Source organism: Methylolobus aquaticus (assembly GCF_054172105.1).
This window is the reverse complement of the sequence record NZ_JBSYXP010000020.1, coordinates 1-16,816: the sequence shown is the minus strand read 5'-3', so window position 1 is coordinate 16,816 and position 16,816 is coordinate 1. Positions and strand designations below refer to the sequence as shown.

The 16,816-nt window shown below is 62.6% G+C and carries 14 protein-coding genes; 12 read left to right on the top strand and 2 right to left on the bottom strand.

Annotated features, from left to right (window positions below):
* Position 1: 1 nt before the first annotated feature.
* Complete coding sequence (locus tag ACW73L_RS19830; RefSeq protein WP_498924310.1) at positions 2 to 658, bottom strand: ABC transporter ATP-binding protein; 657 nt, start codon at positions 656 to 658, stop codon at positions 2 to 4.
* Positions 655 to 2,391 carry a hypothetical protein gene (locus ACW73L_RS19825; protein ID WP_498924309.1) on the bottom strand — a complete coding sequence of 579 codons (1,737 nt, stop codon included), beginning with the start codon at positions 2,389 to 2,391 and terminating at the stop codon, positions 655 to 657. Before ACW73L_RS19825 ends, ACW73L_RS19830 begins: the two co-directional genes overlap by 4 nt.
* A 905-nt stretch (positions 2,392 to 3,296) precedes the next feature.
* Between ACW73L_RS19825 and ACW73L_RS19820 the strand changes: the two genes are divergently transcribed.
* The 12 genes from ACW73L_RS19820 (at position 3,297) to ACW73L_RS19765 (ending at position 16,013) form a co-directional block, all read left to right on the top strand.
* Positions 3,297 to 3,761, top strand: coding sequence for a hypothetical protein (locus ACW73L_RS19820; protein ID WP_498924308.1), 465 nt, complete (start codon positions 3,297 to 3,299; stop codon positions 3,759 to 3,761).
* A 115-nt stretch (positions 3,762 to 3,876) separates the two neighbouring features.
* A complete protein-coding gene (locus ACW73L_RS19815; protein ID WP_498924307.1) occupies positions 3,877 to 4,455 on the top strand; it encodes a hypothetical protein in 579 nt (192 codons plus the stop codon).
* 12 nt (positions 4,456 to 4,467) lie between these two features.
* Positions 4,468 to 4,941, top strand: coding sequence for a hypothetical protein (locus ACW73L_RS19810; protein WP_498924306.1), 474 nt, complete (start codon positions 4,468 to 4,470; stop codon positions 4,939 to 4,941).
* A 13-nt stretch (positions 4,942 to 4,954) separates the two neighbouring features.
* Positions 4,955 to 5,326: a copper resistance CopC family protein gene (locus tag ACW73L_RS19805; RefSeq protein ID WP_498924305.1), complete on the top strand. Its 372-nt coding sequence runs from the start codon at positions 4,955 to 4,957 to the stop codon at positions 5,324 to 5,326.
* Positions 5,326 to 5,982 (top strand): hypothetical protein, encoded by a 657-nt coding sequence (locus ACW73L_RS19800; RefSeq protein ID WP_498924304.1) that lies wholly within the window; start codon positions 5,326 to 5,328, stop codon positions 5,980 to 5,982. The genes ACW73L_RS19805 and ACW73L_RS19800 overlap by 1 nt, the downstream gene beginning before the upstream one ends.
* Before the next feature lie 447 nt (positions 5,983 to 6,429).
* Positions 6,430 to 8,568: a LamG-like jellyroll fold domain-containing protein gene (locus ACW73L_RS19795; RefSeq protein WP_498924303.1), complete on the top strand. Its 2,139-nt coding sequence runs from the start codon at positions 6,430 to 6,432 to the stop codon at positions 8,566 to 8,568.
* Positions 8,569 to 8,822: 254 nt separating this feature from the next.
* Positions 8,823 to 9,434 carry a transcriptional repressor LexA gene (lexA, locus tag ACW73L_RS19790; protein ID WP_498924302.1) on the top strand — a complete coding sequence of 204 codons (612 nt, stop codon included), beginning with the start codon at positions 8,823 to 8,825 and terminating at the stop codon, positions 9,432 to 9,434.
* Between the two features lie 8 nt (positions 9,435 to 9,442).
* Entirely contained in the window at positions 9,443 to 10,060 is a 618-nt protein-coding gene (gene imuA, locus ACW73L_RS19785) for a translesion DNA synthesis-associated protein ImuA (RefSeq protein ID WP_498924301.1), read from the top strand.
* Between the two features lie 222 nt (positions 10,061 to 10,282).
* A complete protein-coding gene (locus ACW73L_RS19780; RefSeq protein WP_498924300.1) occupies positions 10,283 to 11,776 on the top strand; it encodes a Y-family DNA polymerase in 1,494 nt (497 codons plus the stop codon).
* Positions 11,760 to 14,873 (top strand): error-prone DNA polymerase, encoded by a 3,114-nt coding sequence (locus ACW73L_RS19775; RefSeq protein WP_498924299.1) that lies wholly within the window; start codon positions 11,760 to 11,762, stop codon positions 14,871 to 14,873. Before ACW73L_RS19780 ends, ACW73L_RS19775 begins: the two co-directional genes overlap by 17 nt.
* Before the next feature lie 142 nt (positions 14,874 to 15,015).
* Positions 15,016 to 15,723, top strand: a complete 708-nt coding sequence (crcB, locus tag ACW73L_RS19770) for a fluoride efflux transporter CrcB (protein WP_498924298.1) — start codon at positions 15,016 to 15,018, stop codon at positions 15,721 to 15,723.
* Positions 15,699 to 16,013, top strand: coding sequence for a DUF190 domain-containing protein (locus tag ACW73L_RS19765; protein ID WP_498924297.1), 315 nt, complete (start codon positions 15,699 to 15,701; stop codon positions 16,011 to 16,013). The genes crcB and ACW73L_RS19765 overlap by 25 nt, the downstream gene beginning before the upstream one ends.
* Positions 16,014 to 16,816 lie beyond the last annotated feature (803 nt).

Below are 16,816 nucleotides of genomic sequence, written 5' to 3'. Positions count from 1 at the left end.
ATCAGGCGCGGAACTGGGCGAAGTCCACGACGCGGTCGAAGTGCGGGAGCAGTTCGTGGTCGTGGGTGACTGCAATCAGCGTCGCGCCGCGGCGATCCGCTGCCCGGACGAGGAGGTCGACGATGCGCAGCTTGTTCGCCGGATCAAGACTTCCGGTCGCCTCGTCGGCCAATAGCAGGCCGGGTTCGGTCAGTAGCGCGCGGCAGATGGCGGCCCGCTGGCGCTCGCCCTGTGAAAGATCGCGTGGCATCCGGCCCAGCTTGCCACCCAGGCCGACGTCCTCCGCCAATGCCCGGGCCCGCCGGCGGACCTCGGCGTTCAGTGTCAGGATATGGTTGATCCGATAGGTGTGCACGACGTTGTCGAACACATTCAAATAGTCGAGCAGTTCCAGTTCCTGGAACACGAACCCGATCCGGCTGATGCGGAAGTTGCGCCGTTCGCTATCGCTCATCCGATGTATCGCCCTGTCATCCACCTCGATCTGTCCGTGTTGGGAGGTTACGATGCCGGCAATCAGTTTGAGCAGCGTCGTCTTGCCGGTGCCGCTTGCGCCGATGATGGCCACTTTCTCTCCGCGGGACACGGCGAAGTCCGGCACGCGTAAAGAAAAACCTGACCCAGGGTAGGAGAACACGAGGCCGTCAATCCGGATCATGTCCGTTCGCCGCCATCAAGACGGTGGCCATCGAGAAACGTCAGCCCGACGATCTTCCGGTGCCCGTGTCGGTCCCCGCTCAGCGCGATGCGGGCCCGGTAAGCATTGCGGCGCGGGTGGGAGTGGCCCCAGTGCGACACCGTCCCGTGGGCGATCCACCGCGTATCCACCTCGCAGGTGTCGGGCCCGGTACCCGCGTCGACGATCTCGGCCGACAGGATTTCGATACGGTCGACTTTGCCCTCTCCCCCCAGTCCTTCCTCCTGACGCAACAGGGCCCGCCGCTGTTGCAGATAGATGTCGTCGAGCAGTGGTGATCCCAGGCTCAACGACAGCCGGTCATAGGCCGCTTCCTCGCCGCGTAACTGGAAGGCCCGATAGGCGTTGTGCAGCAACGGTTCCAGTGTCGCCACCACGGCGCTCTTCGTGACCGGTGGCCTGGCCGATTGGGCTGATCGCCAATAGGCCACGACCCCCGCAACGATGACGCCGCCTGCGAGGGCAACGAACCACGGTGCGGTGCGACGGCTGCGGTGGTCGCGCAGGACCCGCCACAGAAGTCCACCAGCCAGTGCTGCGGTCAGCGTCAGAACGATGCCGTGGGGACTTGTGGGAATGCTTCCTGGCTCAGTCGGGGCCACATATTTCAGCGGGAGGGATGTGTCGATCTCATCCGTAGCGGGCAGTGGTTCGAATGCATCGTCCTGAGTCCACTCGAAGACCGGGTTGGCCGGAGTCGCGTAGCCGTCGAACGACTCCTGGCCCTGGATTACGCTGATCGGGCGGCTGGCGGAGCCTTGGTCGAACAAGTCCCAATGGAGCCGGATGGCGCGCGCAGGACTTTCGGTCAGGTAGACCAATTGAACGCCGAGCAGGGCGCTGCGCGCGTCGATGCGGCCGGTCTCTTCGATCGGTCGCACGCCCTCCCGGGTGTAGCGGACGAAGTCCAGGCGATCGATTTGCGGCAAGGCGTCTACACCGTCAATCTGCAGGGCATTGTGCGTCTGCAGGTACGCGCCGATGCGCTGCAGTACCGATGGCCGTTCGCTGGCCGTGATGATGCCTGAATCTGCCATGCCGAGGTCCATGAGCGGCAGCAGGTCGGCGGTGCGAATCAAAAGTTCGTGGCGAACCTCGTATGGCTCCACGTAAAGAAAGGACCGGGGTTCGTTATGCCGGCGAACGAAGCCCGGATCGTCGATGTGGGACCGCCAGGGGTCGTCGGGATCGAGTGTGACTCGCACCGCCTTCCGCAGTGCGCCGAGATCGATGACGGGGACGCCATGGTGCAGCACCATCAATGCCAGAGCATCCGCTCCGGCGCCATCGTAAGGGTGTATGGTCAGATGTCGGGCAGCCGGCGGCAGCGGCTGTGTGAGCCTGACGGCATGGACGTCGCCGGACGCCACGCTACAGTCGCTGGGGGTTGCCTGCCCGGATGTGATCGTGCGTACGCTGTCGATGTGCGGAGTCATGGCAGGTCCCTGTTCGGCGGACAGTTGCAGCAGCCCCTGCGCAATGAGCGCCGGTTCAGCCGGAGTAGCCGGTGTCCGCCCCGCGGACGCGGTAAGTCGACGCAGGGCGGCATCCGGCATGCATATCTCGATGGTCACTGCATCACTGCCGACGTCGACTTCAATGACTGCAGCGTAGCGTGAGTACCCGGACCAGTCGCCGTGGGCTGGTAGACAGAAAACCACGGTCGCCAGTGCGCGGAACGAGAGCCGGCGCATGGCGGCGAGATCAAATGCTGGACAATTCATACTGGTCCTGGGATGCCGCTGGTCTGTACAGCGGTGATGCGCCGTCCGGGCATCGGACCCTCAGAGGGCTTGGCGTTCCGTGCCGGCGCGAAGCGCCTGCCTCGAGCGCTAGGCGGAATGAGTCGGCTCGCGCGAGCCACTCGATCCAAACTATCGCGGTTGTCGGGTTTTATCGTGTTCACAAACGGACGGCCGGCGATGCCCGCCGGACCGTCGCCGGATTTGGCGCTGAAGATCCGGAACGGAGTCGTCCGAATATCCAGCGCCGTTGCCGCTTCGGATCTGGTGTGGCCGAAGTTTGTCCTGATTGCTACAGCGGCGGCAGGTACGAAATATTCTTCAACCGGCCGGAATCTCCGTCCGGGGAATTGCCGCAGCCTGTCATAAGTAGCGACGCGAGTATAACGCCCAGCAGGGATACGATCTTTCTCATCTCCACCTCCTCAATCGTTTTGGAAGAACATGCGATACGAAAGGTCTGGTTGCGCCTTTCGCGGGCAGAAAATGCGCGTATTTATGCGGCTTGTCAAGTCATGCTCCTGCATAGTACCGCGCTTTCCGTCGAAAAGTTTCTTGCATGCGGATAATTGGAAAGATTGGTTTGGTATCATTTTTGTATTGGCTCGGGGCTGGCGTGGATTAAATGGATTATGTGTTTTGCCTCAATGGCTGTGGGAAAAGACTCATCCCGGTTTGCGTTTTATGACCCACTGTCTGTGTTAAAAACCCAAGTTAACTGAGTTTCTTGTCGATTCAGTCACCATATAATGACCGTATATCCTCCTACTGCGTTGATTCCCGTTCGATCGCCAAGTCATGGCACGCGCATTGCCAAGGAAAGTCGCGGTCATGGGACCGTTCAAGGAGTCCTGCAGGTGAGGCTTGCCGTATCGCAACGGCAATCGGCCGCCCCAGCAAAGGACGAACCACTGCACGCATCATCCAAATTCAAGGAGCATTCGATGAGGTTCACTCTCAGTCAGATTTCCGCAGTTCTGTTGCTCGGTTCGGTCGCGTCGGTCGGCTTCGCCGGCGGACGCTACACCAATCCGCCTGTCGGCTTGGTCGAAACCCAGGAGGCCTGCGCCAAGGGGCTGGAAGCTGCGGAGAAGGGTGATACGGCTACCGCTCTGGAAATGGCTAAGAAGGGGCGCAAGATAGCTCTGGAATCCTATAAGGAAATCAGCACGATGCCGATGGAGATCGGCTCTAGCACGATGAAAAAGGCCATCATTTCGCTTGAGGAGGGCAAGGTGGCCGAATCGGTCGAGCATTTCAAACACTGCAAGGAAAAGATGGACAGCGAGATCGATTACTACAAGAAGGAAGGAAAGCTCTGACCGAGCGGCCTTCCGAGCCTTGATACACGCCGGATGTTTGCGAGGGCCGTCCGGCCCTCGCGAGCCATGCGGGGGCATTTGTTGGTTCTATGAACGAACCCGAGCCTACATAGCGATGCATTCCGAGCCGCCACTCCAAGGGCCCCTCTCCAGGAATCTGGCGCGCACGCAGGCTGGGCTTGCGCTGCTGTTACTTGCCGGTATTGCAGGACTGGATTTCTTCTTTCCTACAAGCTATCGGATACAGGCGGGGTTACATGGATTGAGTTCCATCGCCTCGGTCGTGGTCGGGACGATGTTGACTCACCGCGCGTATCCATTGATTCGTGGTGTCCGCGTGAACTTCCGATCTTTGCGCTATTGGGTGGTCGGCTCGGCATTGCTCAACCTGCTTGGGGTCGTCAGTGGTAACTGGATCTATATGCGCTACCGGGGCCAGGACGGCCCGCGCGACTGGATTCTGGCGAGAGCTCCCGGATTCCACAATGTGTTGATGGAATTCAAGGAATTCGTATCGCTGTTTCCGTTTCCCCTGATGGTGGCGGTCACTTTCGTGTTGTTCTATTACAGCGACCGCATCCACGCGCGTCGCGACCTTACCGAGTTTGTCGCAATCGGAATCCTGGTGTCCTGGTTTTTCCTGATGCTCGGCTTTGTGGCAGGTCTGGTGTTGTCGAAGTTGCGCTTCGTCTGACGGGAGGTTTCCATGAAACGGGAGATGTACCTTGATCCCTTGCCGGAGCGATTGGATGTTGGGTCCATGCAAAGCGTGGCAAGTGCCTATCCGGCATCGGTGGAGCGGATTTATTCCGGGCCTGTGGTGGCGGCTACGCTGGCGCCGATCCTCGGCTTCTTCACGCTGATGGTGACCCACCACCTTTCCCGTTTGACCAAGGGTCTCGATCAGTTCGTTCATTCTTTCGGGCTGTGGATTCCAGGTGCCATTGGAAGCGGACCCAATGGCAGCATAGGATCCTATTCCGGTAAGGAAACCCTGGCCCTGATCGTCTGGGGCATCAGTTGGGTGACGCTGCATTTTCTATGGAGAAGGCAGGACTTCTCGATCCGCCATTGGATACCCATTTTTCTTGGCCTGCTGGGTCTGGTAACCGTGGGTTTTTTTCATCCCGTCATCGATCCGCTCGTGCTATGGCTGGCGAGTCTCGCGGGCGTCGCTTAAGGTCGCTTCCAGCATGAAACATGCTTACCGAAATATCACGTTGGCCTTCGCAATCCTGGCGGGTGGTGCTCAGCAATCCGCTTGGGCGGAGGGGGTGCTGGTGGGCGGTCAGCCACGGGACAATGCCGTGGTCGCTTCTTTCGACGGCATGGTGAGGCTCTGGTTCAGTGGCAATATCAGTGAGCGGGCGCCTTCTCTGGTCGTCGTGGATGGCGCGGGACAACGGGTCGACAACGGCGATGCCAGACTGGCGATCGCCGCGCGCAGCGAATTGACCGCGACCACTCGGCCGCTTAAGCCGGGGTCGTATGTCGTTCGTTACCGGGTTGTGACCGAGGACGGGCTCGTCGTCAGCGGACTGTACCGATTTGCGGTGAAAGCCTGATGGCTCGTAGCAAGGGAGAGTGGGCGCCTGCCCGGGGAGTCGCAGTGGTCTGGACTCTACTGCTGTCCTGCAGTTCGGTGTACGCCTCGGTTCCGCTGCCGCCGCGAGTCGGACCGGACGGGAAGAAGGCCGACATGTTCGGGTGTATGCAGAGCAACGACTATTACGTGGTCAATTTTGCCGCATACCAGATGGATCCTCAGAGCCCCCCGAACGACCGCAGACCGCCGGTGGCTTATTGTCTAGAGATTCCGCGCGCCGGTCCGACGCGTGTGACGCTCGATTTATTGGACCGGGACGTGCGGCGCAAGGCCGTCGCGCTCACGATTCTGGACGGCGCGGGGAAGCGGGTGTTGAGCATGCCGATGGGCGAGGCCAGATCCGGCGTCGTCAGCGCCGACGTCGATTTTCCGGGTCCCGGGCTTTACGACCTCGTGCTCTATGTCGACGACACGGATCTGCGGATCGCGCCGGATGTCGGCGCGCTGCACATGCCACTCAGGGTTGCCATGCCGACACCGCCTCCGGCCGCCTCAATTGGGCGAGTCGTAACGGTAGTCGGGGTGGTGGGTCTTCTGGCCTTTGGTCTCGGTGTACTGGTGCCGCGCCTGCTGAAGTCCCGGGCTGCAAGCGAATGGGAAGTCTTGGGTGGCTAACTGTGGCTTCGGTCCTGTGTTGAATGCTTTACCTTCCAGGGTGGTAATCGCGCTGCTGCCTCCCGCCATGAACTGGTAGCAATCCATCGTACGACAGCGAAGCTTTTGTTCCTTATAGGGTCCTGCGTACATTCGCGGACTGTCTCTTGTTCTGCAATGAACCGGCGGGCCTGCTCCGTTAGTGCCGTGGCAAAGCCCACACATCACTGGCCGTGGAGCTTCTTCTGCGTGGCCCCGACTTGGGACCGATTTCTCGCGCTATGCACGCTCGGCGCGCCGCTGGCTGCTCCGAGCGTGCCGCTGCCCATGACCTATCTTTCCTGACATCGGTTTTTCACTTTCCCCGCTTGCCCCCATCGACTGCATCGCGACCGCCCGGGTCGGCTGTTCGGTCGCTCGACATGGTCTTCACCCACGCAGGGCGGGCTTGGGAGAACGGAGGTTGCCATGTCTTCATTCAGATCGAACGGTTGCGCCCTGGCTAGCGTGTTGGTACTCGTATCGTGCTTGTCCGTGGCGAATGCCGAGGAGCCGCTGGTCTTCGTCAGTATGCCGGACACGGCCATGTCCGACTGGTTCCTCGAAGATGAGTTGCCCGCCGACGTCAGTCGATCGGGAGACCAGATTTTCGGCAGCGTCGCCGAGTTGGCTCCGGCTTTCGTATTGATGGACGGTGATCTCGGGGCGCAGCACTGGTGGAAGCCGGAGTTCCAGGCATGTGCCCCCGAAGCCGATCTGCGGGGGGTCGTGTCGGCTTGCGCCGATCAAGCCTGGGGTGGACTGAGCGCGTATCTGTCGGCCAAGGGGCTCTCGAATCTGCATGTTGCCGTGGGTGATCATGAGATCGGCGGCAATGACTGGCCGCTCGGCCCTCATTCCGACGCCGTGCCGTTCTTCAAGGAGGCTTTTGCCAAGCACTTTACGCGGAAGCCGGACGGTGGTCCGCGGTACGATGGCGAGATCGGTGGTGTCCCCCTGCGTCCGGTAGGCACTCCTTACGAGCATACATCGCATGCGTTCCTGGCTGGTAACCTATTGGTCGTGTCGGTCGACGAATACCAGCAAATCGATCCGGCACAGGTTCTCGGTCCGCGCGGTACGGTGCTGATTTCCGTGAATGAGGCCGATGGTCATCTGCAGTGGCTCGACGCCCTGCTGGGCGCCGCTCGCCTGGACCCCGATATCAGCCACATCATCGTGCAAGGCCACGTACCGGTCATCTCCCCGGTCAGGGGGTTCGCGTCGAGCATGAATTTCATGGATGAATACGATGACTCTGCCTTCTGGCAGGTGTTGCGCAAGCACGCTGTCGATCTCTATTTTGCGGGTGATGTCCATGAAACGACGGTTACCAGGGACAGTGCCTCGAATCTGCTCCAGGTTACTCACGGTGCCGGATTCCGGGGGAACATGGGATTTCTGGTCGGTCGTGTCTACGGCGACCGGATCGAGTTGGAACAGCGTTCTCGTCAGGCGGGTCCTGACGGGAGCATGTCGTTTGTCCCCGAAAGCACGCTACTCCTAGACAAGTCGTCGGGAACCCCACGGTACTCTTTCACCGGGGAGGCCCTGAAACCTATCGATCCCGCCGGTTTGCAGGTGCACTACTCGTTCGACCAGGATACAGCCGGTTTAGCCAAGAACAGCGGTGGCTTCGGTCGTCGCTATGACAGCAGGAAGGTAAACGTAAAGCGCATTGCTGTGGGCAAACTCGGTGCGGCCGCCTACTTTCGGCATCGTGATCGAAGCCGATTGCTCAGCGCCGGGATCACGCCGGTCGCGGGCGATCGTGCCCGAACGGTCGCGATGTGGATCAAGAAGCCTTCCAACCGCCCCGGGTATCTCTATCCCTCGGGTCAGTTCTGGAAAAACGACTATGGGCTGTTTCGGCTTTTCGTTGGGGGCGGCCAACTGGGTTTGGAAGTCGGGGTCGGGAAGCGAGTGATGGCTGCGCAGGGCGAGGTGCAGGTCAATGACGGTATGTGGCATCACGTTGCCGTGACGTTCCCAGGCAAGAGAGCCACTTTGGATGATTTGCGCTTTTACATCGATGGCGTGGCCTATCTGCCGGAAGGCGAGAATCCTCAGACTATCTTCACCGAAGCGGAGGTCAACTCGATGATGGTCGGGGGTACGCCGAGTCCCCGAATGATGCCTGGCTGGACGGGCGGAATCGACGACTTCGCAATCTGGTCATCGGCACACACGGCACCGATGGTCGCAGCGATGGTCAGTTGCGCGAATCGACTGGGCTATGACGCCGGTGAAATGGAGAGCCTGTTCAGGCTTTATCGGGACGAACAAGGGCAAGCGTCCGTCAAGGGAGTCACCTGGGAATACGATGCGGCCGTGGGCGGGGAAGCCGGTGTATGTGCTCAGGACGGAGATTCGGGCCGTCTTACGCTCGCGCTGGATGGCGAAGGCCGCGGTGTAGCCGTCCGTGTCGCCGATGACCCCACGGATCCCACGGATCCCACGGATCCCACGGATCCCACGGATCCCACGGATCCCACGGATCCCACGGATCCCACGGACCCCACGGATCCCACGGATCCCACGGATCCCACGGATCCCACGGATCCATAGCGCCACTATGTGTAATCGAGATGACATGTCCCGGCGCGCAGCGTGAGAGCGCCTTGCGTCGGAGGCTCTCCGCCGCCATGACCTGATCCCTCTGAGTGGCCTGCCATCCCTTGGAGGAGTCTTTCGGTGTCTCTCCGCGTGCCGTTGGTGCCAGTAATGGCCGGTGAGTATGAGGATGGCTTGCTTCCCGGCTTGAACCCCCGCCGGCGCCTCGGTAGACTGTCCATAAGAACAGTGTTCTTATGGACAGAAAAATGAAGCCGATTTCACCCCGTCAGCAGGATATCCTCGACTTCATCCGGCAGTTCATCGAGCAGGAAGAGTTCCCGCCGACGATCGCCGAGATCACCCGGGCTCTGGGCCTCAAGTCCCCGCACGGCGTCCGCGAGCAATTGCAGGCGCTGGCGCGCAAGGGGGCGATCGAGCTGATACCCTCGGCTTCGCGCGGTATCCGCCTGTTGCAAAAGGCAGCGGAACGGGACGGTTTGCCGCTGATCGGCAAGGTTGCGGCGGGCCGGCCGCTGATGACCGAGGCGAACGTCGAGCAGTACTGCAAACTCGGTCCTGAACTGTTCCAGAACAAGGCGGATTACCTGTTGCGGGTGCAGGGCTCGAGCATGCGCGATGCCGGCATCCTCGACGGCGATCTGCTGGTCGTGCAGCAAGCGGCCGAGGCGCGTAGTGGCCAGATCGTCGTGGCGCGGCTGCATGATGAGGTCACCGTCAAGACGCTGCGGCTGGCAGGTGAGATGGCCTATCTGGAACCCGCCAATCCGGAGTTTCCGGTGCTTGCCGTGGACTTGAGTAAGCAGGAACTCAGTATCGAAGGCGTCGTCGTCGGCGTGATCCGCAACCGCATCGACTGAAGGTGACCATGAACGCGGATCTGGAGTCGCTGTTGCGGACCGACCGCCGGATCTGGCGCGGCAAAGGCGGGCCTAAGGCCTCGTTCCCGGTCATCACGAGCGGTTTTGCCGAACTGGACCGGCTATTGCCGGGCGGCGGCTGGCCTTGTCCGGCGCTGATCGAAATTCTGGCACCGGTCTGGGGCATCGGCGAACTGAGTTTATTACTGCCGGCGATGCGGCAACTGAACCGCGACGGCCGCTGGCTGGTCTGGATTGCGCCGCCGTTCGTGCCGTATGCGCCGGCATTGGCTCGTCAAGGGCTGGACCTGCGGCGCACGCTGGTTGTCGATATACCGGATTCGGACACGGATCGCTGGTGGAGCATGGAAAAGCTGCTGCGTCATCCGGGCGCCGGGCTGGTCATGGCCTGGCCACGGCGGGTCCAGCCGGTGGTGCTGCGTCGCCTGCAACTGGCAGCGGAAGAAGGCGGAACGATCGGCGTGCTGTTTCACGGACAGCACGCCGGCAGCACGGTGGCCGCGCTGCGGCTGGCCTTGGCACCGGCGGAGGGTGGGCTGGAGGTGCGGGTGCTCAAGGCGCGCGGCGGATGGGTGGGGGGGGCGGTGAGGCTCGGGGTCGGCTGAGCGATGCTCGGACCGCGTCCATTGAGGAAGCGGCTCTCGGAGGGGGGCGTCCGGTCGATATCCCGTGCTGACTCGCCTGTTGGCTATCGATTCCGAGCCGGGTACCGCCCTCGACGAAATCTCGTACCTACCCCCCAGCCTCGAATACGTCCGTCACGTCGCAGTTACCACGGATGAGTCGCCTGGCGGGATTCATTGCAGACGCTGCGGAGCGATCCAACCATGTTGGCTGAAGTTGCGATTGCCTCTTTGCGGAGCCCGGAGTGCTTGCCGGACGACCCTCGGGGGGTGTGTTCGAAGTCGCCGGGTCCGCTCTGGCTGTGTGCTCACTTCCCGGATCTGTCGCGGGAGGTGCTGGCGCTGCCGGCCGATCGGCCGGCAGCCGTGATCGAGACCGTGAAGGGCCGACCGCTGCTCCAGGCAACGAATATCTGCGCCACCGGATACGGCTTGGCACCGGACCTGCCTTTGTCGGCCGCATACGCGCTGTGTCCGGACCTGGTCATTGTCGAGCGCGATCCGGACCGGGAGCGACAGGCTTTGGAGCGCCTCGCGCGCTGTGCGCTCGGTTTTACGCCGTGGGTCAGCCTCGATTTGGCGCCGGCCCTGCTGCTCGAAGTCCGCGGCAGCCTGAAGCTGTTCGGTGGGCTGGAGGTGCTGACGAGCCAGTTGATGGACCGGCTGGCAGCCTCAGGCCACCGGGCGGTGTGCGCGGCGACGCCGTCCCCTTATGCCAGTGCGCTGCTGGCTCGATGGGGACGGGCGGCGGCGGTCGAGCACGTCGAGGCGTTACGTTCGGCCCTCGGCGATCTGCCCGGCGCTGCGCTGGGGCTCGATGAACGCACGCACGAGCGTTTGCTGAAGGCCGGGCTCGCGACGTTGCGCGATCTGTGGCGGCTGCCGCGCGAGGGTCTGGTTCGGCGCTACGGTACCGAGTTGCTGCTGCGGCTGGATCGAGCCTCCGGCCTGCTCGCGATGCCGCTGCGCGAATTCCGCTCGCCGCCCTGTTTCCATGCCCGATTCGAACTGTCGTCCGAAACCGATTGTCTGGCCTATTTCTTTCCGGCTATCGAGCAGTTATTGCAGCGTCTGAGTGACTTTCTGCACGAACGGGATGCCGGGCTGACCCGCCTGCACCTTGCCCTGGAGCATCGCGACCGGCCGCCGACCCGCTTGAAGCAGGGTTCGCGCCGGCCCGAGCGCGCTGCCGCGCATTTCGGCCGCTTGCTGCACGAGCGCCTGGGACGGCTGTCGTTGTCGGCCCCGGTATGTGCCGTCGAAGTGTCCAGTGCGGCGCTCGTGCCGTGGGCTGCCGTGGCGACGGATCTTTTCGGGCAGTGCGCCGATGAGGCGGCCGATTGGCAGCAACTGCTCGATCAACTGGAGGCTCGGCTCGGCCCGCAGGCGCTCAAGCCTTTGGTGCTTCGCGCCGATCATCGGCCAGAGCGGGCCTGCAGCGGTACCGCGCAAGCGCTGGCGGCACCGTCCGGGTTGGCACCGCGTCCGCTATGGCTGCTTGCCCGGCCGCGGCCGGTGCCGTGCGGCGAACTGGCCGTCATTCGACCGCAGCCCGAACGCATCGAGAGCGGCTGGTGGGACGCGGCCGGTATCCGTCGCGACTACCACGTCGCGACCGACCGGCGCGGCGCGAAGCTCTGGATCTACCGCCAACTCGAGCGTCCCGACCGGTGGTATCTACATGGCCTGTTCGGATGATTGCGGGGATCTCGATGATTCGAGAATCTCCTATGCCGAGCTCCATGCGCTGAGCAATTACAGCTTCTTGCGCGGTGCATCCCACCCGGAGGAACTGGTCGCAGAAGCCGCCCGGCTCGGCTATGCCGCGCTGGCCCTGACCGACGAATGCTCGCTGTCCGGGGTGGTCAAGGCGCGTCAGGAAGCGCGCAAACAGGCCCTGTCGCTGATCATCGGTAGCGAGTTCCGGCTCGAGGATGGATTCAGGTTCGTGCTGCTGGCAACGAACCGGGCCGGCTACGGGCAGTTGTCGGCCTTTATCACGCTGGGCCGGCGGCAGGCCCCGAAGGGTTGTTACCGCTTGAACCGCGAGCAGTTGGCCGAGCATCCATTAACGGATTGCCTGGCGATCTGGTTGCCGCAAGCCGCCCCGGCCGACGCGGACGGCCTCTGGCTGGCGCAGCGCTTTCCAGGGCGCGCCTGGCTCGCCATAGAACTGTTCCTGAACGGCGGCGATCGTCAGCGCCTTGCCGAATTGCAGGCGCTGGCTGGTCGTGTCGGGCTGCCTCCGGTTGCCTGCAACGACGTGCACATGCACTGCCGTGAACGGCAGATCCTGCAGGACACGTTGACCGCGATTCGCTTGAAGCGGCCGGTTGCCGAACTGGGTTATGCGCTGTTTCCGAATGCCGAGCGGCATCTGCGCTCGCGGCCTCGCCTGGCCCGGATCTACCCGGCGGAACTGCTCGCCGAAACGATGCGCATCGCCGAGCGCTGTCGTTTTTCCCTGGACGAACTGCGCTACGAGTATCCGCAGGAACTCGTGCCGGAAGGCCATAGCCCGACCTCGTGGTTGCGGCATCTGACAGAGCATGGGCTGGCGCTACGCTGGCCGGACGGTGCGCCGCATAAGGTGCTCAGCCAAGTCGAGCATGAGCTGCGGCTGATCGCGGATATGGCCTACGAGCCGTTCTTCCTGACGGTTCACGATGTGGTCGGGTTCGCGCGGCAGCGCGGCATCCTGTGCCAGGGCCGCGGTTCGGCCGCCAATTCGGCCGTCTGTTATTGCCTGGGGATTACCGAGGTCGACCCGGGACGGCTGGATCTGTTGTTCGAACGTTTCATCTCGCGGGAACGGGACGAGCCGCCCGACATCGACGTCGACTTCGAGCACGAGCGGCGCGAGGAAGTCATCCAGTATCTCTATCGCAAATACGGCCGGCACCGCGCTGCGCTGGCGGCCAGCCTGACGACCTACCGCGCCAAGAGCGCGGTGCGCGATGTCGCGAAGGCGCTGGGCTTGGGATTGGCCCAGGTCGATGCGCTGGCGCAGACGCTGGATTATTGGGACCGGTCCGAGACGCTGGCGGCTCGCCTGCGGGAGGCCGGGTTGTCGCCCGACAGCCCGACGACCCGGCGACTGCTGTCACTGTCCCAGGCCTTGATCGGCTTCCCGCGTCACCTGTCGCAACATGTCGGCGGTTTCGTGATCGCCGCCGACGAACTGTCGAATCTGGTGCCGGTCGAGAACGCGACGATGCCGGAGCGGACCGTGATCCAGTGGGACAAGGACGATCTGGAAGCCTTGGGGCTACTAAAGGTCGACGTGCTCGCGCTCGGCATGCTGACGGCGATCCGCAAGGCCTTGGGCTATCTTGAAACCAGCACCGGCCAGCCATGGTCGCTAGCCGCCATTCCGCCCGAAGACCCGGCGGTTTATGCGATGCTGCAGCGGGGCGACAGCATGGGCGTGTTCCAGGTCGAATCGCGCGCGCAGATGACGATGCTGCCGCGGCTCAAGCCCGCGAATTACTACGATCTGGTGATCGAGATCGCAATCGTCCGGCCGGGCCCGATCCAGGGAGAGATGGTCCATCCGTACCTTGCCCGTCGCAGCGGCAGGGAAGCGGTAACCTACCCGAGTCCGGCGGTCGAAAAGGTGCTGAAGCGCACGCTGGGAGTTCCGATCTTCCAGGAGCAGGTCATGCAGCTGGCGATGGTCGCCGCCGGCTTCACGGCCGGTGAGGCCGACCAGCTGCGCCGTGCGATGGCGGCCTGGCGCCGCCGCGGCGAGCTGGACCGCTTCGAGCAGAAACTGCTGGACGGCATGCGCGCGCGCGGCTATTCGGACCAGTTCGCGCAGCAGATCTACAAACAGATTCACGGCTTCGGCGAGTACGGCTTCCCGGAATCGCATTCGGCCAGCTTCGCGCTGCTGGCCTATGCCTCGGCCTGGCTGAAGCACCACCATCCGGCCGCTTTCGTCTGCGCGTTGTTGAACAGCCAGCCGATGGGCTTTTACGCACCCTCACAGTTGATCCAGGATGCGACGCGCCAGGGTGTCGAGATCCGGTCGTTGGACGTACGTTCCAGCGATTGGGACTGCACGCTGGAACCGCCGGATCAGCTCCATCCCGCGGTGCGGCTCGGGCTGCGGCTCGTGAAAGGGTTGTCGCGGGCGGGTGCCGGCCGGATCGTTGCCGAGCGTGCCGCGAGGCCCTATGCCGACGTGCAGGATCTTGCCCTGCGCGCGGCACTGGATCGCCGCGATCTGGAGAGTCTGGCCGCGGCCGATGCGCTGTATGGACTGACCGGCCACCGCCGTCGGGCTTTCTGGGAAGCGGCCGGCGTCGAGGCGCCGACGCCGCTGTATCCCGAGCCGGGCCGCGATGAGGCAGTCCCGCTGCTGCGCGCGCCGCGCGAGCATGAGGATATCGTCGCCGACTATGCTTCGACCGGCCTGAGTCTGCGCCGCCATCCGCTGGCCTTGCTGCGCCCGCGTCTGGAGCGGCTCGGCATCCGGACGGCACAGGATTTGTGGGAGTTGCGGAATGGCGCGGCGGTGCGGGTCGCCGGGCTGGTGCTCTGCCGCCAGCGACCCCAGACCGCTGCCGGTGTCACCTTCGTCACGATCGAGGACGAGACCGGTCATGTGAACCTGATCATCTGGCCGAGCACCGCCGAGGCGCAGCGCAAAGCCTTGTTGCAATCCCGAGTCCTGCTAGTCGCTGGTACGGTGCAGCAGGAAGAAGGCGTGCTGCATCTGCTCGCCGGCAAGCTGACCGATCTCGGCGACTGGCTGGGCGGGCTGGAGGTTACGTCACGGGATTTTCATTGAGGTTGTCGTCGGGTTGAAGTCCCACCCACAGGCCTCGCAAGGCCCGCTTCGAGGCATCCCCTTAGCAGCGCATTCGCTGCGCCGACGGCTTACAATGGCGCTGGCGGAATTCAACGCGCAGGGGAAAGATGCGGAGCAGCGGATGAGAGAACTGGTCGCGATTGCCTTGGGCGGTTCTGCGGGCGCCGTCGCACGGTTTCTCGTTGCGAACGGTATTTACGCGCTGCTCGGCCGCAATTTCCCGCACGGGACGCTGGTCGTGAACGTTTCCGGCTGCGTGTTGATGGGCCTGCTGACCGAGCTGATGCTGCAACGTTTCTCGCTGGCAGTCGAGTATCGCGCGGCGATTTTGGTTGGCTTTCTGGGCGCCTATACGACGTTTTCGACCTTTGCGATCGAAACGCTCTACCTGTTCGAACAGGGCGATGTCCTGAAGGCCTTTTTGAACATATTTCTCAGCACCGTGCTCTGTGTTGCCGGAGTCTGGTTCGGCGTCGTTTGGGGGCGGACGCTGTTCGCGAGCGATGTCTACCCTTTGTGGGGGCATGGACTGCCATACGGCCAGTTACTGCTGGTTTTGGCGGGCGCCTTCGCGCTCGCGACCGCTGCCGGCTTCCTGTTCCATTACCTCGGCGTCGCACCACAGCATCGGGCCATTGCGTTGATCATGATGCTCGGGCTGCTGACCGTGGGTTCGACCTTGTGGCTTGCGCTGGCACTGTCGGAGATCCGGCCCGCGTTCCACGGGCTATTGGGTCTGTTCGCAATCAACGCCTTGTTCGGCGCTTTGGTGGTTTGGCTGGGTTCTTACGCGGGGAACTGGTTATGGGAACTCAATCTGTTACGGTAGCGCGGATCTACACCCGCGAAGGGGAGCACCTGTTGGCCGAGATCATCCGGTACTTGCACGACAATGCCAAGGTGGCCGGCGTTACCGTCATGAGAGGCCTTTCCGGTTTCGGGCCGGACGGCAAGGTCCACACAGCATCGCTAATGGATCTGTCCATGGATTTACCGCTTGTCGTCGAGTTCTACGATAGTCCCGAACGGGTCGAAAGCATTATCGCTGAGTTGGAGCGCCATCTGAGTTTGCCCCACGTTGTCACCTGGCCTGCGCAGTTATACAGCAAGGCGGACTGACGTCCATTCCTGCCAGTCATCTAATCGAACCATCAGTCCCTGAATGGACTCATTCCCCTTACTTCTTCTTGAGTAACCGCACCTAAGCCTGATCGAGCTACCCTTTTTGTTGGTGCGTGCGCACCAGTCATGTCGGTCCGCAATCCGCAAACAGGCGGTGCATGCGGGGCCATTTGGCCAGGGCTTGGGTCACCACCGTATGTGCGCCGTTGCGCTCCTGAACGCTCGCGGCAGTTAGCTTGCGGCGAGCAGTAATGCCAAGGCGTCGAACACCCAGTCCGGTTTAGCTGGGCGTCCCTCGCACCTGAGTTGCCTTGCTCGCAGGCGATCGTGCATCGCCGTGTCCACATCCCTCCGGCACTGCCGCCTGCTGGGACACATAACCCCTCGCTCGCGTGCGAGCCCAGCAACGTTTGCGCGCCCGCCTGCAGTTCCATCCACTGAGTCAATGCACTCTGCAACCCGGCCAGTGTTGCCATAAGGTTCGCGCTCACGTTCGCCTACAACTCTTGCCACTCGTCCGGCCAGGGGCAGGCCGGACGCTTTCTCTTCCTCATCGGGCGCTCTCCTCATACTGCACTCGCGACCGAAATGCCCCTGGTTGATAAGCCCAATAAATTAATATTTCAGACCGAATTGAGAGTGTGTGAAAAACGGCTCGATCCGTAGATTACGGTTGATGCAATTTTTGCCATCCGTGGTTACCGGTTCAGGTTTATCGCGTGTCTAGCAGGCTGGTGAAAAACTCCGAAGGCGTTGTGTGGCGGGGGCTCCGGCGTTCTGGACGGGGTAAAATACGGTAT